Origin of the sequence: Nitratireductor arenosus, from assembly GCF_009742725.1 — a bacterium.
Classification (GTDB): Bacteria; Pseudomonadota; Alphaproteobacteria; order Rhizobiales; family Rhizobiaceae; genus Mangrovimarina; species Mangrovimarina arenosa.
In genome coordinates this window covers 35,871-55,392 of the sequence record NZ_WPHG01000006.1, presented here as the reverse complement: position 1 = coordinate 55,392, position 19,522 = coordinate 35,871, and the positions used below count along the sequence as shown (strand labels likewise).

17 protein-coding genes and 1 pseudogene are annotated in these 19,522 nt (G+C 66.5%); 10 read left to right on the top strand and 8 right to left on the bottom strand.

The window, feature by feature from the left end:
* The first annotated feature begins 3 nt into the window (after positions 1–3).
* Complete coding sequence (locus tag GN330_RS19895; protein WP_156714785.1) at positions 4–504, top strand: NUDIX domain-containing protein; 501 nt, start codon at positions 4–6, stop codon at positions 502–504.
* Between the two features lie 14 nt (positions 505–518).
* Here GN330_RS19895 and GN330_RS19890 read toward each other — a convergent pair whose 3' ends face one another.
* Positions 519–1,508: a glutathione S-transferase family protein gene (locus GN330_RS19890; RefSeq protein WP_156714783.1), complete on the bottom strand. Its 990-nt coding sequence runs from the start codon at positions 1,506–1,508 to the stop codon at positions 519–521.
* 273 nt (positions 1,509–1,781) lie between these two features.
* On the opposite strand from GN330_RS19890, the gene GN330_RS19885 reads away from it, so the two are divergent.
* Positions 1,782–2,291: a GNAT family N-acetyltransferase gene (locus GN330_RS19885; RefSeq protein WP_156714781.1), complete on the top strand. Its 510-nt coding sequence runs from the start codon at positions 1,782–1,784 to the stop codon at positions 2,289–2,291.
* Between the two features lie 82 nt (positions 2,292–2,373).
* Here the strand turns inward: GN330_RS19885 and GN330_RS19880 are convergent, their stop codons facing one another.
* From GN330_RS19880 to GN330_RS19865, 4 genes are read right to left on the bottom strand one after another with little or no spacing between them, the layout of a single operon-like run.
* The gene (locus GN330_RS19880; RefSeq protein WP_156714779.1) at positions 2,374–4,443 is read right to left on the bottom strand and encodes a hypothetical protein; all 2,070 of its coding nucleotides are present in this window, start codon (positions 4,441–4,443) and stop codon (positions 2,374–2,376) included.
* Positions 4,444–4,452: 9 nt separating this feature from the next.
* On the bottom strand, positions 4,453–7,275 hold the full coding sequence (locus GN330_RS19875; RefSeq protein WP_156714777.1) for a DUF4159 domain-containing protein: 2,823 nt from the start codon (positions 7,273–7,275) through the stop codon (positions 4,453–4,455).
* Positions 7,272–8,195 (bottom strand): DUF58 domain-containing protein, encoded by a 924-nt coding sequence (locus tag GN330_RS19870; protein ID WP_156714774.1) that lies wholly within the window; start codon positions 8,193–8,195, stop codon positions 7,272–7,274. Before GN330_RS19870 ends, GN330_RS19875 begins: the two co-directional genes overlap by 4 nt.
* Positions 8,195–9,202, bottom strand: a complete 1,008-nt coding sequence (locus GN330_RS19865; protein ID WP_156714772.1) for an AAA family ATPase — start codon at positions 9,200–9,202, stop codon at positions 8,195–8,197. Before GN330_RS19865 ends, GN330_RS19870 begins: the two co-directional genes overlap by 1 nt.
* Positions 9,203–9,335: 133 nt before the next feature.
* On the opposite strand from GN330_RS19865, the gene GN330_RS19860 reads away from it, so the two are divergent.
* Genes GN330_RS19860 through GN330_RS19850 form a run of 3 tightly spaced genes read left to right on the top strand, consistent with a single transcriptional unit; the run spans position 9,336 to position 11,868 of the window.
* Positions 9,336–9,965: a DUF1285 domain-containing protein gene (locus tag GN330_RS19860; RefSeq protein WP_156714995.1), complete on the top strand. Its 630-nt coding sequence runs from the start codon at positions 9,336–9,338 to the stop codon at positions 9,963–9,965.
* Between the two features lie 2 nt (positions 9,966–9,967).
* Positions 9,968–10,597, top strand: coding sequence for a CoA pyrophosphatase (locus GN330_RS19855; RefSeq protein ID WP_425487187.1), 630 nt, complete (start codon positions 9,968–9,970; stop codon positions 10,595–10,597).
* The gene (locus GN330_RS19850) at positions 10,594–11,868 is read left to right on the top strand and encodes a CCA tRNA nucleotidyltransferase (RefSeq protein ID WP_343040962.1); all 1,275 of its coding nucleotides are present in this window, start codon (positions 10,594–10,596) and stop codon (positions 11,866–11,868) included. The genes GN330_RS19855 and GN330_RS19850 overlap by 4 nt, the downstream gene beginning before the upstream one ends.
* Before the next feature lie 55 nt (positions 11,869–11,923).
* Here the strand turns inward: GN330_RS19850 and GN330_RS19845 are convergent, their stop codons facing one another.
* Together GN330_RS19845 and hemF are read right to left on the bottom strand one after the other, a co-directional pair.
* Positions 11,924–12,109, bottom strand: a complete 186-nt coding sequence (locus GN330_RS19845; protein WP_156714770.1) for a DUF1059 domain-containing protein — start codon at positions 12,107–12,109, stop codon at positions 11,924–11,926.
* 107 nt (positions 12,110–12,216) lie between these two features.
* Positions 12,217–13,128, bottom strand: coding sequence for an oxygen-dependent coproporphyrinogen oxidase (hemF, locus tag GN330_RS19840; protein WP_156714768.1), 912 nt, complete (start codon positions 13,126–13,128; stop codon positions 12,217–12,219).
* Between the two features lie 159 nt (positions 13,129–13,287).
* Here hemF and GN330_RS19835 point away from each other — a divergent pair, with 159 nt between their 5' ends.
* Complete coding sequence (locus GN330_RS19835; RefSeq protein WP_343040961.1) at positions 13,288–13,545, top strand: hypothetical protein; 258 nt, start codon at positions 13,288–13,290, stop codon at positions 13,543–13,545.
* A 36-nt stretch (positions 13,546–13,581) separates the two neighbouring features.
* Here the strand turns inward: GN330_RS19835 and GN330_RS19830 are convergent, their stop codons facing one another.
* Positions 13,582–14,055, bottom strand: coding sequence for a tRNA (cytidine(34)-2'-O)-methyltransferase (locus GN330_RS19830; protein WP_156714765.1), 474 nt, complete (start codon positions 14,053–14,055; stop codon positions 13,582–13,584).
* Positions 14,056–14,602: 547 nt separating this feature from the next.
* Between GN330_RS19830 and GN330_RS19825 the strand changes: the two genes are divergently transcribed.
* The 4 genes and pseudogenes from GN330_RS19825 (at position 14,603) to petA (ending at position 19,511) form a co-directional block, all read left to right on the top strand.
* A complete protein-coding gene (locus GN330_RS19825) occupies positions 14,603–16,450 on the top strand; it encodes an ABC transporter ATP-binding protein (protein WP_156714763.1) in 1,848 nt (615 codons plus the stop codon).
* A 75-nt stretch (positions 16,451–16,525) separates the two neighbouring features.
* A complete protein-coding gene (locus tag GN330_RS19820) occupies positions 16,526–18,421 on the top strand; it encodes an ABC transporter ATP-binding protein (protein ID WP_156714761.1) in 1,896 nt (631 codons plus the stop codon).
* A 152-nt stretch (positions 18,422–18,573) separates the two neighbouring features.
* A pseudogene (locus GN330_RS24145) lies at positions 18,574–18,687 on the top strand (DUF6665 family protein); the annotation flags it as partial.
* A gap of 260 nt (positions 18,688–18,947) precedes the next feature.
* A complete protein-coding gene (gene petA, locus GN330_RS19815) occupies positions 18,948–19,511 on the top strand; it encodes a ubiquinol-cytochrome c reductase iron-sulfur subunit (RefSeq protein ID WP_343040960.1) in 564 nt (187 codons plus the stop codon).
* Positions 19,512–19,522 lie beyond the last annotated feature (11 nt).

Here is a 19,522-nt window from a genome sequence, read left to right as displayed (position 1 = left end):
GGCATGGGTGCGCCCGTGAGCGCCTCCCGCGCGCCATCTGCAGGCTGGTCGCGGCTGCGCACCCGGCTGATGCACGTCGCTTTCCTGCTCGGTCGGCCGATGACGCTCGGCGCCCGCGCGATGGTCTTTCGTGAACAGGACCGCGCGGTGCTGCTGGTCCGGCACAGCTACGTTCCAGGTTGGCAATTCCCGGGCGGAGGCGTCGAGCCGGGCGAGGCGCTGGAGGAGGCGCTCGCGCGCGAATTGCGCGAGGAGGCCAATATCGAACTTGCCGCGCCGCCGGCGCTGAAGGCGGTCTATTTCAACCGCAACGCCAGCCGCCGCGATCACGTCGCCTTTTATCTTGTTACCAGTTTCAGTCAGACGGGAGAGAAGGTGCCGGACCGCGAGATCGTCGAAGCGCGCTTCTTTGGCCTCGACGTGTTGCCGGCAGACACGACACCGGCCACGCGCCGGCGGGTCGACGAGATTTTCGGCGACGCGCCGGTTTCCCGTTACTGGTAGCCGCAGGTGCGCCCTCAGGCGGCGGCGCGCAGCCGCGCGCGGTCGTGCGGGGCCTCATAGTCGAGCACGGGGCCGACCGGCACGATACGCGTCGGGTTCACGCTCTCATGGCTGCCGTAATAATGCTGCTTGATGTGGAACAGGTCTACGGTGCTGGCGATGCCCGGCACCTGATAGAGTTCGCGCAGATAGTTCGACAGGTTGGGATAGTCGGCGATCCGCCGCAAATTGCATTTGAAATGCCCGACATAGACGGGGTCGAAACGCACCAGCGTGGTGAAAAGCCGCCAGTCGGCCTCCGTCACGCGGTCGCCGACCAGGTAGCGGTGCCGCTCCAGATGTGCCTCGATCTCGTCCAGAGTGGAAAAAAGTTCGGCGAAGGCTTCCTCGTAAGCTTGCTGCGTGGTGGCGAAGCCGCAGCGGTAGACGCCGTTGTTGACCGGGCCGTAGACGCGCTCGTTCCAGCTGTCGATTTCGGCGCGCAGTTGGGCCGGATAGAAATCGACGCTGGCGTCGCCCCATTCGTCGAAGGCGGAATTGAGCATGCGGATGATCTCGGAGGATTCGTTCGAGACAATGGTTTCCCCCTGCCTGTCCCACAGAACCGGGACGGTCACGCGGCCCGAATAGGCCGGATCGGCCCTGGTGTAGATCTGGTGAAGGAAGTCGGCGCCGTAGAGCGGATCGCCGGTGGCGCCGTCGCGCTTGCGGAAGGTCCAGCCGCTCTCGCCCATGAAATGGTCCACCACGGCGACCGAGATCGCGTCGTCCAGCTTCTTGAGCGCGCGCAGGATCAAGGTCCGGTGCGCCCACGGGCAGGCAAGCGACACGTAAAGATGGTAGCGCCCGGCCTCGGCCTTGAAACCGCGCTCGCGACCCGTGGCTGGCGCGCCGTCGGTGGTCACCCAATCACGAAACTGGGATTCAGAACGAACGAAGCGCCCGCCGGACTTTTTCGTGTCGTATCCCTTGTCGTGCCATTTTCCGTCGACGAGCAGACCCATGCCGGAACTCCCTTGCTGGTGACCAATCTAGGCATTGGTCCCGGATTTCACAGCCCATCCGGCCTTGAACGGATCGTCACCGTCCCGGCGACATCGGCCGCAACCGGTCTATTTTCGCGTGGACCGGTGGGCGAATTGGTGCTAGCTGAGGCTTCCAAAGGGGCCAAGCGGACATGAACCGTATCCAGCGACGACGACCAAGCCCGCGCGGGTAGCCGCGTTTGCCTTCCGCCCTCGGGCGGCTGTCGTCACCGTTTTGCGATACGGAACACCATGCTCGACATTGCCTATCTGGCCGAGACGGCCGAACATGATCACGCCATCGAAGAGATCAATGCCGAAGCCTTCGGGCCCGGTCGCTATGCGCGCGCGGCCTACAAGATCCGCGAAGGCGGCCCGCATGAGCGGGCGCTGTCCTTTGTTGCCGTGCATGACGGAGAGGTAGTCGCGACCGTCCGGCTCACCCGCGTCGCGGCCGGCGCGGGGCGGGCGCTGCTGCTCGGTCCGCTGGCCGTGAAGCCGGCCTTCAAGGACAGGGGAATCGGGCGCGAATTGGTCCGTGTCGCTGTCGAGGCAGCCCGTGCGGCCGGCGCTCCCGCCGTCATCCTGGTCGGCGACGAACCCTATTACGGCCCGCTCGGCTTCCGGCGCGTTCCGGCCCGGCGCATCGTCATGCCGCGCCCGGTCGATCCGAACCGGCTCTTGATCCATGAGATTTCCGGCGGCGCGCTCGACGCACTACAAGGCGTTATGACGCACGCCGATCACGCCGTTGCCGCGTAGCGGTGCCGAAGGCGGACCAATCGATCGATCGCTTCGACCGATCACTCGCCCGGCTCGCGCTCGCAGCCGCGCTCGCGGCGGGTCAGCGTCCCTCGCGGTACCACATGGCGCAGAAGGCGAACAGCAGCAGCGCCAGGCCGAAAAAGCCAGCGAACAACGGCACGCGGTTGACCGATTTGAGAACGCTGTCGCGGGTCGTGCGCAGGCCGATCCAGTCGCGTCCCGACGCTTCCCCGCTGGCGCGAACGGGAACGATGCCGGGCATTGCGAGCCGCCCGCCGAAGCCGGCGAGGCGGCGGACGCCACCGCCCGTCGCCTCGGCCGCCGGCCGTAGCACATCGGGGGTCGATACGGTTTCGGCGAATTCCGGGGCGTTGACCGGGCCGACATGCGCAAGCGCGGTCAGATCGCCGTTGGCGACCTGGTAGAGGCCGATCTCCTCGACCGTGGCGCTGCCGGAAAAAAGTCCCGGCCGGCCGGCGACCAGCGGCAGATCCATCGTCGCGCCAGACGGGGTGATGACCCGCGCCGGCCCGGCCTCGTCGCTCATCGTCTGCCGGCTCACCTCAAGCGTCATGCCGCGGCCGGCCGCCGTCAGGCGTTCCTCTTCCAGTTCCGGTTCCTTCATCAGCCAGTGGGCGATGCGGCGGTAGAGCGAGACATGCGGCCCGCCGCCCTCGAATCCGCGTGCCCACAGCCAGCCCTGGTCGGACAAAAACATGCCGACCCGGCCCTCGCCATTGCGATTGAGCAGCAGCAGCGGTTCCTCGCGCGGCCCTTTCATGACGACATCGCCCAATGGCCGCGAAATGCCAACCAGACGGAACCAGCGGCTCCAGTTGGGCGGCTCCTGCCCGGAACCTTCCAGCCCGCGCGTCACCGGGTGGCGGGCACCGGTTTCCGTCAGGCGCGGATAAAACGCTTCCTCGATCACGGTCCCGGTCGGCAGGGCGGGCAGAGCCGACATCAACGGCGTGCGCGAGATCGACTGCTCGCCCGCATATTCGGGGCCGGCGGCGATCAAAAGCGCGCCACCGCGTTCTACATATTCGGCGATGTAGTCGTAATAAAGGATCGGCAGCACGTCGCGATGCTGGTAGCGGTCGAAGATGATCAGGTCGAAATCGTTGATCTTCTCGACAAACAGCTCGCGGGTGGGAAAGGCGATCAGCGACAGATCGTTGATCGGCGTGCCGTCCTGTTTTTCCGGTGGCCGAAGAATAGTGAAATGAACCAGGTCGACTGCCGCGTCGGACTTCAGAAGGTTGCGCCAGGTGCGCTCGCCGGCATGCGGTTCGCCCGACACCAGCAGTACCCGCAGGTTCTCGCGAATGCCGTCGACGATAGCGATCGCGCGGTTGTTGGCGTCGGTGATCTCGCCTTCGGCACGTTCGACCGACAATTCCACGATGTTGCGCCCGGCGCCCGGCACGGTGATCTCAAGCGGCATTTCCGAGCCGACGATGGCGCGCTCCAGCGCCACCTGTTCGCCGTTGATCGAAACCCGCACGTCTATAGGCTGGCCTTCCTCGCCGGTGCCGATGACGCGATAGGACATGGACAGCGGCTTGTCGACGATACCGAAACGCGGCGCATTGACGAAACGCACGCGGCGGTCGCGTTCGTCGTCTTCGCCGGTGATCAGCGCATGCAGCGGACCCGGCAACCCGTCGAAGGCGGCTGGAACGTCGTGCACCTGGCCGTCGGTGACCATCACCGCGCCTCCGATGCGCGAGGGAGGCACGTCGCGAAACACGCTTTCCAGCGCCGAAAACAGCCGGGTCTGGGTCCGGTCGTCAGTCTCGCTCACCCGGCCGGCCTCGACCACGCGCACGTCGAACTGACTGAACCGGCCGAGTCTCGCCTTCAACTCCTCGACGGTCTGGTCGGTGGTCGCGGCGCGCGCGCCGATATCCTGGCTCTGGCTGCGGTCGACGACGATGGCGACCACGCTTTGCAGCGGATCGCGTTCCTCGTCGAGAAGGACCGGATTGAGGAGGGCGAGCGCCAGGGCGGCGAAGGCGGCGACGCGCAACAGCGCGCCGCGCTGGCGGAAATAGAGCGCGGCCAGGGCAAGCAGTGCCATCGGCACTGCGAGGGCCGCCATAAGCGGCCAGGACAGGAGCGGTTCGAAGGCGAGCGACCAGTTCATCAGCCGCTCCTATTGTCCGAGCCGTTCGAGAAGGACCGGCACATGTACCTGGTCCGATTTGTAGTTGCCGGTCAGCATGTACATCATGATGTTGACGCCGGTGCGAAGCGCGTAGACACGCTGCATCGGATCGGCCGGCACCGTCGGCAACAGCGGATCGCCATTGGCGTCGACCGCCCAGGCGCCGGCGAGATCGTTGGCGGTTATCAGGATTGGCGAGACGCCGTCGCCGGTCCTTACCGGCCGGCCGTCGCTGCTTTGCGCGTTGAGCGAAGCCTCCACCCAAAGCGGGCCGCCGGCGTAGCGGCCGGGGAAATTGTGCAGGATGTAGAAGGACTTCGTCAGCACGTGGTCCTCCGGCACCGGCTCGAGCGGCGGCACGTTCAGGTCCGAGAGGATGTCGCGCAGTCGCCGCGTGGCCGGGCTTGCCGCGCCGGACAGGTCGAAGCCGGTCGCATATTGGTCGCGCGTGTCGAACAGCACCGAGCCGCCCTGGCGCATATAGGCGTCGACGCGGGCGATGGCGGCCTGCGAGGGCATGGGCGCGGCTGGATCGACCGGCCAGTAGATCAGCGGATAAAAGGCCAGCTCGTCGCTGGCGATGTCGACACCGGCCGGCGGACCGGGTTCGAGCGCGGTCTTGTCGATCAGGAAGCGGGTAAGCCCGGCGATGCCGGCGCGGCTGACGGCGTCGAGCGCGGCGTCGCCGGTCAGCACATAGGCGATGCGGGTGGTCGAGATCGCCGCGATCGCCTCGGCGTCGCCCGGCTTGGCGTCCTCGGCGGCGGCCCTGTCGCCCGCACCGATCAAGAGACCAGCGCCGAGTGCGACGGCCAGAAGCGCCGCGCCCGCCGTCCTGGGCATGGCGCGCCGTCGCCGGGAAAACACGCCGCCGATCCAGAATACGGCCAGCGTGTCCAGGACCATCAGCGCCAGCGCCAGCCCGATCAGCGGACCGCGCAGGTCGCGCGACTGGTCGAGCGCATAGGCGGCGGTCGAGACCGGCAAGTCGGTCGCCGGGCGCTCGATGGTGGCGAGCGTGGCCTCGGCACCGAGCAGATTGTGAGCCACAAGCCCTTCCTCGGTGCCGTAGAGGCCGGGCGGGTTTTCGATTGTCACGGCCTGCGCGCCGCCGGTCGCGAGCGGCTTGGCGTCCGGTGTCGGCGGTGTAAGCATGCCGTCGGCGGCGATCATGCGGAACGGCGCGAGCGTTTGAACATTGCCATTGGCCGAAGCCTCGATCGCGCCTTGATTGCGCGACATCTGCACCAGCCGCCGCAACATGTCGACGAAGCTGCCGGAGATCGGCAGGCTGGACCAGGTCGCCTCGGGAGTGACGTGGAACAGCGCGATCGTTCCTTCGCCGCGCGCCGCACCGGTGACCAGCGGCGTGCCGTCGGCGAGGTTGGCCCAGCTATGTTCGAAAAGATCCGGTGTCGGCTCGGCCAGCACCTGGCGTGTGACGGTGACGTCGCGCGGCGGTCTCAGGTCTGCAAACGGCCCGTTGCGCGGAAATTCGGCGACCGGCTGCGGTTCGGTCCAGGTCAGCGATCCGCCGAGCGCGCGTTCGCCGAGCCGCAGGCGGACCGGAAGCAACGCGTCATCATTGTCGGCCGCGGCAAGGCGCGATCCGGCAAAACGCACCAGCGTTCCGCCACCCTCGACCCATTCGATTAGCGCCTCGCGGGCAGCGTCCGGCAGGGTGCCGACATCGGCCATGACGATCAGGGCCGGTTTGCGTTCGAGCAGTTCCGGAATCGCCTGCGCAAGATCGGAGGTCGGCGCCTCGACCAGATCGGCAAAGGGTTCGAGCGCGCGCTCAATGTAATAGAGCGGTGACAACAGTGGCTGGGCCTGGTCACCTTCGGCCTGCGAGACCAGCCCGACGCGGCGGCGCTTGGAGTTCTCGTCCAGAACCCTGACGGCGGCGGCCTGGTTCTCGCCGTCGACGCGGATGGTGGCGAAGTCGTTGCGCAGCTCGAACGGAACCCGCAACTCAGCCGTCGCGACTGTCTCGCCGGGGGCGAAGGCGAATGCGGTGTCGGCGATGCGTCGCCCGCGGTCGTCGAAGGCGCCGGCTGTCACTTGGCGCGGACCGGTCTCGGCCGAGGCCCGCACCGCGGTGACTGCGAAATGATCGGGCCGGTTTTCCGTGGCGGTCAGGCCGATCATGGCCAGCCGCTCCGGTGTGATCCAGACTAGTTCGCCGGCCGTTCCGCCCAACAATTGCGCGAAGGCGGCCTCGTCGCCGGCGGTGGCGAGGCCGTCGGAAAGCACGGCGACCGTCGCGGCAGGCAGGGCTTCCAGCGTCCCGGCCACCCGGCCGAAGATCGCAGCGCGGTCGACCGGCACCGGCCGGGGTTCGGCCGCCCGCAACCGGTTGCGAGCTTCCTCGGCGTCGAAGGGACCGATCTCGGCATTCGGTTTTTCGGCCGTCAGCGCCAGCACGACCGGGGTGCCGCTTTCGGTGGCGTCGGTGATCAGCCGTTCGGCGGTGGCGACGCGCAGGTCCCAGTCCGCCGCCGACGCCCAGCCATTGTCGATGACCAGTGCCAGCGCCTCGCCGGCTGTCTGGAGTTTTTCCCGCGGGCGGAAGGTCGGCTCGGCGAGCGCGAGGATCACCAGCGCGGCCATCACGAGCCGCAACAAGGTCAACCACCACGGGCTTTGATGCGGTGTCTCCTCCTTTTTCAGTACGCGCGCCAGGATACGCAGCGGCGGAAAGAGCTCGGACTGGGGCTTGGGCGGCGTCAGCCGCAGCAGCCACCAGATGACGGGCAGCGCGAGCAGGCCGAGCAGCACCAGAGGCTGGCCGAAAGCCAGGAAACTCATCGCGGCCCTCCCGCCGTGCGGGCGAAAGCGGCGCTCAGTGCCAGGTGGACCTGCACCAGCGCCTCCGAGGCCAGCCTGTCGGTGTGATTGACCGTGTAGCTCCACGACAGGCGCTTGCACCAGGCGGCCAGCGCCTCGCGGCGCGCCAGATAGGCTTTCCGATAATCCTCAGCCAGGGTTTCGGCCCGGCCGGCGGTCAGCTTCTCGCCGGTCTCGGGGTCGCGAAACTCGGTGCGCCCGGCATAGGGGAAGCTTTCCTCGGCCGGATCGGCAATCTCGATCAGATGGGCGCGTACGCCGTGGCGCGCCAGCACGTCGAGCCATGCCATGGTCTCCTCGACGGGATCGAGGAAATCGCTGGCAATGACGATGTCGGAAAAGCGGCGGATGGCGGCCAGCTCGGGCCGGTCGGGCACGGTTTTGGCCTGTAGCAGGCCCGAGGCGAGGCGCTCGGCGCCGTTGCGGGCCACGAACGGATCGGACAGGCCGGGCCAGGCGATGCGTTCGCCGCTGCGCGACAGCAACTCGGCCAGCGCCAGCACCAGCACCAGAGCGCGTGAGTCCTTCGAAACCTGTGTGTTGGCGGAGCGGTAGAGCATCGAGGGCGAAGGGTCGGCCCACAACCACACCGTATGGGCCGCCTCCCATTCGCGGTCGCGCACGAAAATGTGCTGGTCGTCGCGGGCGGAGCGGCGCCAGTCGATGCGCGACATCGCCTCACCTTCTACATAGGGGCGGAACTGCCAGAAATTCTCACCGATGCCGCGCTTGCGCCGGCCGTGCCATCCGGCGATCACCGTATTGACGATGCGGCGCGCGTCGACCAGCAGATCGGGAATAAGGGCGGCGCGCGACCGCCCCCGGGCTAGTGCGTCGCTTGGTGCGACCGGGGGGGCCGCCTGGCCTATCGGCGCCACCATCAACCGCCTTCTTTCACCAGCCTCGCGATAACGTCGCGCACGTTCATGCCCTCCGCGCGTGCAGAGAAGGTCAGCGCCATGCGGTGCTGCAGCACCGGCTCGGCCAGCGCGTGCACATCGTCGACCGACGGGGCAAGGCGGCCGTCATAGAGCGCCCGCGCCCGCGCGCACAGGGTCAGGGCCTGGCTGGCGCGCGGCCCCGGGCCCCAGGCTACATGCTTGTCGGTATCGGCATTGCCGTTGCCCGGGCGCGCGGAGCGCACCAGATCGAGGATCGCTTCGACGACGCTTTCGGGTACCGGCATGCGGCGAATGAGCGCCTGGATCTCGCGCAGGCGCTGCGAAGACAGCACGTTTTCGGCCTTGGCCTCCTCGACGCCGGTGGTTTCCAGAAGGATGCGGCGCTCGGCCTCGATATCGGGATAGACAATGTCGACCTGCATCAGGAAGCGGTCGAGCTGGGCCTCGGGAAGCGGGTAGGTGCCTTCCTGCTCGAGCGGGTTCTGGGTCGCGAGCACGTGGAAGGGGGCGGGCAGGTCGTGTCGCGCGCCGGCCACGGTGACGTGATATTCCTGCATCGACTGCAACAGCGCCGATTGGGTACGCGGGCTGGCGCGGTTGATCTCGTCGGCCATCAGGAGCTGGGAGAAAACCGGGCCGGGGATGAAACGGAAATAACGCTTGGCGTTGTCGTCCTGCTCCATCACTTCGGAGCCGAGGATGTCGGACGGCATCAGGTCGGGGGTGAACTGGATACGGCTGGAATCGAGCCCCAGGACCACGCCCAGCGTTTCAACCAGCTTGGTCTTGGCAAGCCCGGGCACGCCGACGAGCAAGGCGTGGCCACCCGCCAGGATTGCCACCATCGTGCGCTCGACCACCGCTTCCTGGCCGAAAATGACCTTGCCGACCGCGTCGCGGGTCCGGGAAATGTCGGCCAGCGCGCTCTCCGCTGCGGCGATCATCTGCTTTTCGTCGACCGCCTTTTGCTTCACCGTGACGCCCATGCCGTTTTTCCTTCGCTGATCGACCGCCACCGGCGACATGATCCCCCGATTCGCGCCATTCCGGTATATGCACCTTAAACTTAAAACGGCCAAAGTGGCTGACAAGCGGAACGACAGTGACTATTTCGTGACCATGGTCGATCAATCCGAGACTAAAGGCAAAGGCTTGAACGAGGCTGGCGACGCCGGATCGCTTGCCGCTTTGGTGTCGCGCGCGACGCGTGCCGGCAAGGGGGCTGCGCCGGTAGAACGCTGGAACCCGGACAATTGCGGCGACATCGACATGGAGATCCGCGCCGACGGCACCTGGTTCTACATGGGTACGCCGATCGGCCGCATGCCGCTGGTGCAGCTGTTTTCCACCGTTCTGCGCAAGGACGACGACGGCAAGACCTATCTGGTCACCCCGGTGGAAAAGGTCGAGATCAAGGTCGAGGACGCGCCGTTCCTGGCGGTCGAACTCGCGGTGTCGGGCACCGGCGAAAGCCGGAAACTCACCTTCCGCACCAATGTCGGCGACGTGGTGGAGGCCGGCGACGCCCACCCGCTGCGCTTCGTGCTTGAGGACGACACCAACGGGCTGAAACCCTATCTGCTGGTGCGCGGACGCCTGGAGGCATTGGTGGCGCGGGCGGTGATGTACGAATTGGTCGAGATCGGCGAGGAGATCGAGGTCGACGGCGAGACGATGTTTGCGGTGCGCTCCGGCGGCGCGGTTTTTCCGATCATGCCGGCAGCCGAGCTCGAAAGGCTGAGTGCATAGGGATGGAGCTGTGCCACTCGCCCGCCTATACGGCGGCGGAATTCAGCCGCCGCGCGGTTCGCGAGAAGGCGCCACATGCCGTCGAGCTGGGTGACCACGTACTCAATCCATCGCTCAAGGACATGATCCTGGGCAACAGGCTGCGCGACGCGGCGGTTCTGGTTCCGGTGGTCGACCGCGGCGCGGAGGCGACGCTGTTGTTGACCACGCGCACGGCCGCGCTGCGCAACCATTCCGGCCAGATCGCCTTTCCGGGCGGGCGCATCGATCCCGACGATGCGACGGCGGAGTTCGCCGCTCTGCGCGAGGCGCGCGAGGAGATCGGCCTCGATCCCGGCCATGTCGCCGTTGTCGGGCGCCTGCCCGATTACGTCACCGGCAGCGGCTACCGCATCGCGCCGGTGCTGGCCACGGTCAGCCCCGGATTCCAAATGTCCATCAACCCCGCCGAGGTCGACGACGCCTTCGAGGTGCCGCTGCGTTTCCTGATGGACCCGGCCAACCATCACCGCGAAAGCCGGTTGTGGAACGGCCGCGAACGGTTTTTCTACACCATGCCGCATGGCAACCGGTATATCTGGGGCATCACCGCCGGGATCATCCGCACCGTCTACGAAAGGCTCTACGCGTGACATCAATTTCGATCGCGGACAAAGCGCCATGGCTTGCGGCGCCGGCGCTGCAACGCCTTCTCGGCCTTTTGTCCGAGGGCGGCGAGGAGGCGCGTATCGCCGGCGGGGCGATCCGCAACACGCTTTTGGGCGAGAAGGCCGGCGATATCGACATCGCCACCACCTGTGTGCCCGACGAGATCGTCGCGCGCGCAGAACGGGGCGGGTTCAAGGCCGTGCCGACCGGCTACGAGCACGGCACGATCACCGTCATCGCCGAGGCCGTCGCCTACGAGGTCACCACGCTCAGGGCCGATATCGAGACCGACGGGCGCCGCGCCACGGTCCGCTTCGGGCGCGACTGGCAGGCCGACGCCGAGCGGCGCGACTTCACCATGAACGCGCTTTACGCAGACGCGGCCGGCCGCGTCGTCGACCTGATCGGCGGGCTCGCCGACGTCGACAGCCGTACTGTGCGTTTCATCGGCGACGCCGAGGCCCGCATCCGCGAGGACTATCTGCGCATCCTGCGGTTTTTCCGGTTTTTCGCACGCTACGGCTCGGGCCGGCCCGACGCGGCGGGGCTAAAGGCCTGCGCGCGGCTCAAGCAGGGGCTCGACACGCTGTCTGCCGAACGGGTGTGGTCGGAACTCAAGCGGCTGCTGGCCGCCGACGATCCTTCGCGCGCGCTGTTGTGGATGCGCCAGGCTGGCGTGCTCACCGCCATTCTGCCCGAAAGCGAAAAATGGGGTATCGACGCCATACACGGTCTCGTGCAGGCCGAGCGTGAGCTTGCCTGGCCGTCAGACCCGCTCTTGCGGCTGGCTGCGATCATTCCGCCCGACGCGCCGCGCATCGCCGCGCTGGCGCAACGACTGAAACTGTCGAACGGCGAACGCGACCGGCTGGTCGCCTGGGCGGCGACGCCGCAGATCGGCCACACGGCGAGCGAAACCGAGTTGGCGCGGCTCGCCTACCGGGCCGGCCGCGCCGGGTTCGATGACCGGCTGCGGCTGGCGCTGGCGTCGGCGCGGGCACGCGCCGTCACCGACGACACGGCGATGATCGAGGCCGGCGGCTATTACCGGCTGAAAAAATTCCTCGACGGCTGGACGATGCCGGAATTTCCGGTCGGCGGCGCCGATCTGATCGCGATCGGCATTCCCGCCGGCCCGAAAATGGGCAATGCGCTGCGCGATCTGGAGGAAATCTGGATTGATTCGGGGTTCTCGCTGGATCGAGCCGAACTGCTTGCCCGCGCGGAAGAGTTGAAGCGAACCATTCTGTCCTGACGGAGCCGGGGCCGGTTTGCCGGCCGACGCCCGGCACCGTATGCGCTGCACTCCTTCAGGCGGCGTTGCGCGTCTTTTCGATGCGAGAGCGGATGGCTGCGACCATTGATTCGCGGATGACGTCCTCGCCGTGGTCGAGCCGCATATGCTCTACGGCCCGGCGCATGATCTCGGCCTCGTCTTCATGGCGGGTATGCCATTCGCAGCCGGGAACGAGCGATCCGCAGTGATATTCCTTCATGATCTTTCCTCCTGGATCCGTTCTGCTTGCGGGTTCACCCAGACTAACACGAAAACGGGCAAATCGTTGCCCCCGAGGCGATCACGATTGGCGGTGGAGCCTGGATTTTACGGCCATTTCACCATTGGCGGCATGGAGGACAGGATCGAATCGACATTGCCGCCGGTCTTCAGGCCGAACGTGGTGCCGCGATCGTAAAGCAGGTTGAACTCGACATAGCGGCCGCGCCGGACAAGCTGTTCCTCGCGGTCGGCCTCGCTCCAGGGCCTGTCGAAATTGCGGGCCACGAGCTCGGGATAGATCGTCGCGAAGGCGGAGCCGACCTCGCGGGTAAAGGCGAAATCGGCCTCCCAGCCGCCGGCCTGGCTGGAGGAATGCAGCCAGTCGAAAAAAATGCCGCCTATGCCGCGCGGCTCGTCGCGGTGCGGCAGGAAGAAATAGTCGTCGCACCATTTTTTGTAGCGCGGATAATCCGCGACCTCGTGGCGGGCACAGGCGGCCTGCATGGCGGCGTGAAAATCGCGCGCGTCGGCGTCCTCCTGGGTGCGGCGCCGGTCGAGCACCGGGGTCAGATCGGCGCCGCCGCCGAACCATTGCCGGGCCGTCACCACCATGCGGGTGTTCATGTGCACGGCCGGCACGTTGGGATTGTGCGGATGCGCGATCAGCGAAATGCCGGAGGCCCAGAAGCGCGGATCCTCGTCGCTGCCGGGGATCTGCTTGCGGAATTCCGGCGAGAACTCGCCATGAACGGTCGAGGTGTGCACGCCGACCTTTTCGAAGACGCGGCCGTGCATCATCGACATCACGCCGCCGCCGCCCTTGCCGCCGTCGCGCTGCCAGGGCTTGCGTTCGAAGCGGCCGGCCGGGCGTTCGCGAAGCGGGCCCGCCAGCGCGTCCTCCAGCGCCTCGAAATCGGCGCAGATGCGGTCGCGCAGGCTTTCGAACCAGGTCCTGGCCGTCTCCTTCTTGTCTTCGATGCCGTCCGGCATGTCGGCGGGAATCTCCGGGCGTTGCATGGCGCGTCCTCGCTGGTCCTCGATCCTGCCAAGCCCATAGAGCCATGCGCGCCCGGAGGCCAGCCCGCCGATCGCCGCACGACGCCCGGCGACACGAAAAGACTCGCCTTGGCGCGGATTCGATCCTAGGCTTGAGGCCGATCTTGGGAGAGGCTTTGCGTGCGGACACCGCCGAGACCGCCCCTCGACGGGCTTAAGAAGAGGCTCGACAAACACCGCAGCCACGGCGAACGCCTGCCGCGCGACGGGTTTTTGCGCGAAACCTTCGTGCTGCCGCGCGCGGATGCGCGGGCGAAAGCGCGCGAATGGTTCGATCGCTGGCCCAGGCAGGCCTACTGGACCGCGATCGAAAGCTGGTGCGAGCGTCCGCGCGACGTGATCGAATTCACCATGCGCCGCCTGCCGACGGCCGATTAGCAGCGACCGTGACTGGGTAACGGCGCGTCCCGAGTTTCAGCCCGTCGCCAGTTGCCGCATGACCTCGCCGGCCGCCATTGCCGCTGTCAGGGCGAGGTTGAGGCTGCGCCCGCCGCCGGGCATTGGGACAAGCACGCGCGCGTCGGCGGCTTCATGCACATGGTCGGGCACGCCGGCCGATTCGCGCCCGAACAGCAATATATCGTCGGATCGAAACGCCAGGTGCGTATAGAGCAGGGTGGCGCGCGCGGTAAACAGCACCAGGCGCCGGCCCTCGGCCTCGCGCCTGGCCGCGAACGCCGCCCAGTCGTCGTGCCGGGTGAGCGCTGCCATGGCCAGATAGTCCATGCCGGCGCGCTTCAGCGCCCGGTCCGACAGGTCGAAGCCGGCCGGGCCGATCACATCGACGGCCATGCCCACGCAGGCGCCGAGCCGCAGGATCGCGCCGGTATTGCCGGGAATGTCGGGCTGGTAGAGGGCGAGGCGCGGCCCGCGGTCGGTATCGTTCATGGCGTGCTCCGCGAAAGGCGTGGCAGATCGGCAACAGCGGCCGGCGGATGAGAGAACACTAAAATATGACGCTGGTTTCCATGGTCGAAAAAGGCTATACGACCGTCCTCGTCAACCCGAACCGCGGAGGCAGATATGGCGATCATGATGTTGCTATCCACAGTCTGCCCCATGGGCGGATATCACGCCTGACGGCGGGTTTCGGGTCGACGCTTCCAAAGATGTAGAGCTGCCACGTTTCGAATCCCGCCGGGTCCCGTTCCCGACCTCGAAGGATTCGATCCATGTCATTGCCGTTTGCCTCCCATCCGATCCCGCGTGACCGCACAGGCGCGGATTTGTCGGCGCTGCTGGCTGGTACGCTTGTCGCCGCGAGCCTCGTGGCGCTGGCACTTGCGATCGCGGCGGCGGCACCGTGGGGTGCGGCGCGCGAGCCGGATCTGTTGGCGCGGACCGAAACGTCTCCTGACACATGCTGGCAGCACGGGGGTTCCGACCGCTCCTGCCCGCGTTCTTTCGACCTATATTGATTTTTTCGAGGCCAACCATGTTTCACTGGTTTGAACAAAGACTGAATCCGTTTCCGCCGGACGAGCCGGAAGAGCCGCCGCGCACGCTGATGGCGTTTTGCCTGCATTATACGCGTGGCGCCTGGCCTTCTCTCGTGCCGGCCGCGATCCTGATGGCGCTGATCGCCATCGCCGAGGTGTGGCTGTTTTCCTTCCTCGGCAACATCGTCGACTGGCTGGCGGAAAAGGACCGCGCCACCTTTCTCCAGGAGGAAGGCTGGAAGCTCGCCGGCATGGGCGCCGTCGTGCTGTTCGCGCTGCCCTTGATGGTGTGGCTCCACTCGCTGGTCAGCCAGCAATCGCTGATGGGTAACTATCCCATGCGCATCCGCTGGCAGGTGCATCGCTACCTGCTCAAACAGTCGATGACCTTCTACCAGGACGAATTCGCCGGCCGCATCGCGACCAAGCTGATGCAGACCGCGCTCGCCGTGCGCGAATGCGTCATCAAGCTGTTCGACGTGCTGAACTACGTCACCGTCTATTTCGCCGGCATGCTGTTCATCGTGGCGATGGCCGACTGGCGACTGGCGGCCCCGATCGCGGCGTGGCTGGTCGCCTACATCTTCCTGATGCGCTATTTCGTGCCGCGGCTTGGTCGCGTGGCGGAGGTGCAGGCGGACGCGCGTTCGCTGATGACCGGCCGCGTCGTCGACAGCTACACCAATATCCAGACGGTGAAGCTGTTTTCGCATGCCAATCGCGAGGCGAGCTACGCCCGCGACGGCATGGCCAGCTTCCTCGACGCGGTCTACCGGCAGATGCGGCTGGTGACCGGGCTTTACGGCGTGCTCTACGTCTTGAACTCGCTGTGCCTGTTTGCGGTCGGTGCGCTCGGCATCTGGCTGTGGCTCGCCGAGGCTGTGACGGTCGGCGCGATCGCCGTCGCGCTCGGCCTGGTGCTCAGGCTCTGGGGCATGTCGCAATGGATCATGTGGGAATTGTCGGCGCTGTTCGAAAATATCGGCACGGTGCGCGACGGCATCAATTCGATCTCGCTGCCGCGGCTGGTCGAGGACAAGCCGGACGCCCGCCCGCTCGAGGTTTCGCAGGGCGGGATCGTGTTCGACAATGTCCGTTTCCATTACGGCAAGGAGAAGGGCGTCATCGAGCAGTTGTCGCTTGCGATCCGTCCGGGTGAGAAGGTTGGCGTGGTCGGCCGCTCGGGTGCGGGCAAGTCGACTTTGGTCAATCTCGTGCTGCGGTTCTACGATATCGAGGCCGGACGCATCCTGATCGACGGCCAGGACATCGCCGGGGTCACCCAGGATTCGCTCAGGGCCAATATCGGCATGGTCACGCAGGACACCTCCCTGCTGCATCGCTCGGTGCGCGACAACATCCTTTATGGCCGGCCGGACGCGACCGAGGACATGATGCTGGACGCGGCGGCGAAGGCGGAGACGCTGCATTTCGTCGCCGAACTGACCGACCCGAAGGGCCGCAAAGGGTTCGACGCCCATGTCGGCGAGCGTGGCGTGAAACTGTCGGGCGGCCAGCGCCAGCGGATCGCTATCGCGCGCGTCATGCTGAAGGACGCGCCGATCCTGATTCTCGACGAGGCCACCTCGGCGCTCGATTCGGAGGTCGAGGCCGCGATCCAGGAAAACCTCTATCGGCTGATGGAGGGCAAAACGGTGATCGCGATCGCGCACCGCTTGTCCACCATCGCGGCGATGGACCGGCTGGTGGTGATGGACAAGGGCCGCGTCATCGAGGAGGGGACGCATGAGGAGTTGCTTGCGCAGGGCGGGCTCTACGCCCAATTGTGGGAACGACAGTCCGGTGGTTTCCTCGATCTGGACACGGCGCAGGCCGCGGAATGAAGCATGCTCGAAATCCATCCGCCCCCGCCTCTTCGGGCGGGGGCGGATGGAAAAGGAATCGGATAGACAAGGGCAATGACGGCATCGACGGATAGGCATCGCGCCTCGCAGGACGACAAGCCCGACCGCTTCTGGCGGCGGATTGAAGGCGTGATCGACCCGTTCCACGACACCGAGCAGGAGGTCCTGCCCAAGGATGCCTGGCGCTTCATCCTGTATTTCGCCCGCCAGGCGAAGGGGCCGTTCGTGCTGCTTTTGATCACCGGCGGACTGGTCGGCGCGGTCGACGCCGGGCTCTACTGGTCGATCGGCTGGCTCGTCGACCTGCTCGACAGGGCGGAGCCGGCCACCTTGTTCGCTGAGCATTGGCCCGAACTGGTCGGGCTGCTTGTGCTCGTCTTCGTCATTCGCGCCTCGGTGATGGTCGGCGCGGCGGTCGTGGAACAGCAGATCATCGTGCCGGGCTTTTTCGCCATGGTGCGCTGGCAGGCCTTCCGCCGCGTGATCGAGCAGCCGTATGAGTTCTACCAGAACGATTTCGCCGGGCGCATCGCCACCAAGATCATGCAGGGCGGCGAGGCCGTCGGCGACTTCATCGTCTCCGTGCTGCAGTCGATATGGTCCTTCCTGACCTTCGTCATCTTGGCGACCTCGCTGCTGATCGCGCTCGATCCGCTGATGGGGCTGGTGGTGGCGCTGTGGTTCGCCGGCTATCTGATGATCATCCGCTATCTGCTGCCCAGGCTCCGGCGCGCGGGACGGGCGACGGCCGACCAGCGCTCGATCTTCAACGGCAGGCTGGTCGACGCCTTCACCAATATCGTGGCGGTCAAGCTGTTCGATTCGGGCCGGCGCGAGCACGCCTTCGTGCGCGACGGGCTCGAGGGCTTCTTCAACGCGGTGGTGCGGCTCACCCGCGCCATCACCACGGTGCGCGCGGCGGTGAATTTCCTCAACGGCGCGATGATGGCCTCGGTCGGTACGATCGCGGTCTGGAACTGGACGCAAGGCACGATCTCGACCGGGGCGATCGCCGCGGCGCTCGGGCTGGTCTTCCGGCTCAACAATATGTCGGGCTGGATGATGTTCAACATTAACGGCCTGATCCGCTCCTACGCCACCATCCAGGACGCGACCGGCACGATCTCCGTGCTGCCGGCGATCCGCGACGCGGACGGCGCGGCGACGATGGCGCGCGCAAAGGGCGACATCCGCTTCGAAAACGTCACCTTCCACTACGGCAAGGGCGCCGGCGTGATAGAGGGCTTCGACCTGCATGTAAGGCCGGGCGAGCGCATGGCGCTGGTCGGGCCGTCGGGTGCGGGCAAAACGACCATCGTCAATCTGATGCTCAGGCTGTTCGACGTCGAGGGCGGGCGCATCCTGCTCGACGGTCAGGATATCCGCACGCTGACCCAGGGCTCGCTCAGGGCCCAGTTCGGTGTGGTCAGCCAGGAGCCGATGCTGATGCATCGCTCGATCCGCGACAACATCGCCTATGGCCGGCCGGGCGCCAGCGAGGCCGAGATCGTCGAGGCGGCCAGACGCGCCGCCGCGCACGATTTCATTGTCGAGGTTGCCGATCAGAAGGGACGCAAGGGATACGACGCGCATGTCGGCGAACGCGGCGTGAAACTGTCGGGCGGCCAGCGCCAGCGGATCGCGATCGCGCGCATGATGCTGAAGGACGCGCCGATCCTGATCCTCGACGAGGCGACCTCGGCGCTCGATTCGGAAGTCGAGGCGGCGATCCAGGACAATCTCGAGCGCATGATGGAGGGTAAGACGGTGATCGCGGTGGCGCACCGGCTGTCGACCATCGCGGCGCTCGACCGGCTGGTCGTGCTCGACGAGGGCCGCATCGTCGAGGACGGCAGCCACGCCGAGCTTGTGGCCAAACGCGGTCTTTACGCGCAATTGTGGAAACGCCAGTCGGGCGGATTCCTGCCCGGCCGCATCGCGGCGGAGTAGGTGGGTTTGGTTGGGCGCTCTCGCGATGGTCACCTGCTCGTCGGCGCTCGGCTGTGCCGGCGGCACGATGTGACGTGAGCCCCGACTTCCCTCCAGCGTCGATGGGGCGGCACCCGAGCGCAGCCAGGCGTTGATGGCGGTGGCCATGCCATGCCGTTCACGGCTATTTCATCCAGCGCGAATTGTGCGGCATACGCCGGCATGACGATGTGATCCGCGAATGCGGCATTCAGCGCGCGGTGCTGGATCGGCTTGGTGCGCGGTAGAGCCGGTCGTCGGTGTGGAAAAAACCACCTGGGCGCGCGCTGTCCGGCCTCACGCCGGTGATCGTTCGGCTTGCGCCAAAAAAGCCCGCGACAAACTGCCCACCTGTTCGGCAATCATATGGACAAGCGAAACCATCGCGCCTAGAAACCATCGCCAATTGCCGGGATTCCAGCCCGTCCGTGCGCGTGCGCATGGACAACCCCGATCCGGGATGCCGGGGTGCGGGGTGCGGCTCACAATCGCGAGAGGAACAGGACCTGTGAGCGTCAACGAAACCCACGATCCCAACCGCAGGGATTTTCTTTATGTGGCGACCGGGACGGCGGCCGTGATCGGCGCCGGTGCCGTGGTCTGGCCGTTCATCGATCAGATGCGCCCGGATGCCTCGACCCTCGCCCTGTCGACGATCGAGGTCGACGTGTCGGCGATCGAGCCGGGCATGTCGGTTACCGCCAAATGGCGCGGGCGGCCGGTCTTCATCCGCAACCGCACGGCCGAAGAGATCGAGGCCGCCACCGGCGTCGAACTCGACGAGCTCAAGGATCCGGTTGCCCGCAACGCCAACATCTCCTCCGACGCGCCGGCGACGGATCTCGACCGTTCGGCCGGTGAAGGCAAGGAGAACTGGATCGTCATGGTCGGCGTTTGCACCCATCTCGGCTGCGTTCCGCTCGGCCAGGCAGGCGATTTCGGAGGCTGGTTCTGCCCGTGTCACGGCTCGCACTACGATACGGCCGGGCGTATCCGCAAAGGCCCGGCGCCGGAAAACCTGGCCGTGCCGATCTTCGAATTCGTTTCCGACACCACCATTCGGATCGGCTGAGGACCTGGGGA

What these genes read in the sequence shown, in the direction of transcription:
- GN330_RS19875 (WP_156714777.1), bottom strand. Translation starts at nt 7,275, where the DNA reads ATGAGTTTCCTGGCTTTCGGCCAGCCTCTGGTGCTGCTCGGCCTGCTC.
- GN330_RS19855 (WP_425487187.1), top strand. Translation starts at nt 9,968, where the DNA reads ATGGAGCTGTGCCACTCGCCCGCCTATACGGCGGCGGAATTCAGCCGC.
- GN330_RS19880 (WP_156714779.1), bottom strand. Translation starts at nt 4,443, where the DNA reads ATGAACTGGTCGCTCGCCTTCGAACCGCTCCTGTCCTGGCCGCTTATG.
- GN330_RS19890 (WP_156714783.1), bottom strand. Translation starts at nt 1,508, where the DNA reads ATGGGTCTGCTCGTCGACGGAAAATGGCACGACAAGGGATACGACACG.
- GN330_RS19860 (WP_156714995.1), top strand. Translation starts at nt 9,336, where the DNA reads ATGGTCGATCAATCCGAGACTAAAGGCAAAGGCTTGAACGAGGCTGGC.
- GN330_RS19820 (WP_156714761.1), top strand. Translation starts at nt 16,526, where the DNA reads ATGACGGCATCGACGGATAGGCATCGCGCCTCGCAGGACGACAAGCCC.
- GN330_RS19830 (WP_156714765.1), bottom strand. Translation starts at nt 14,055, where the DNA reads ATGAACGATACCGACCGCGGGCCGCGCCTCGCCCTCTACCAGCCCGAC.
- GN330_RS19885 (WP_156714781.1), top strand. Translation starts at nt 1,782, where the DNA reads ATGCTCGACATTGCCTATCTGGCCGAGACGGCCGAACATGATCACGCC.
- GN330_RS19895 (WP_156714785.1), top strand. Translation starts at nt 4, where the DNA reads ATGGGTGCGCCCGTGAGCGCCTCCCGCGCGCCATCTGCAGGCTGGTCG.
- GN330_RS19865 (WP_156714772.1), bottom strand. Translation starts at nt 9,202, where the DNA reads ATGGGCGTCACGGTGAAGCAAAAGGCGGTCGACGAAAAGCAGATGATC.
- hemF (WP_156714768.1), bottom strand. Translation starts at nt 13,128, where the DNA reads ATGCAACGCCCGGAGATTCCCGCCGACATGCCGGACGGCATCGAAGAC.
- GN330_RS19845 (WP_156714770.1), bottom strand. Translation starts at nt 12,109, where the DNA reads ATGAAGGAATATCACTGCGGATCGCTCGTTCCCGGCTGCGAATGGCAT.
- GN330_RS19825 (WP_156714763.1), top strand. Translation starts at nt 14,603, where the DNA reads ATGTTTCACTGGTTTGAACAAAGACTGAATCCGTTTCCGCCGGACGAG.
- GN330_RS19870 (WP_156714774.1), bottom strand. Translation starts at nt 8,195, where the DNA reads ATGGTGGCGCCGATAGGCCAGGCGGCCCCCCCGGTCGCACCAAGCGAC.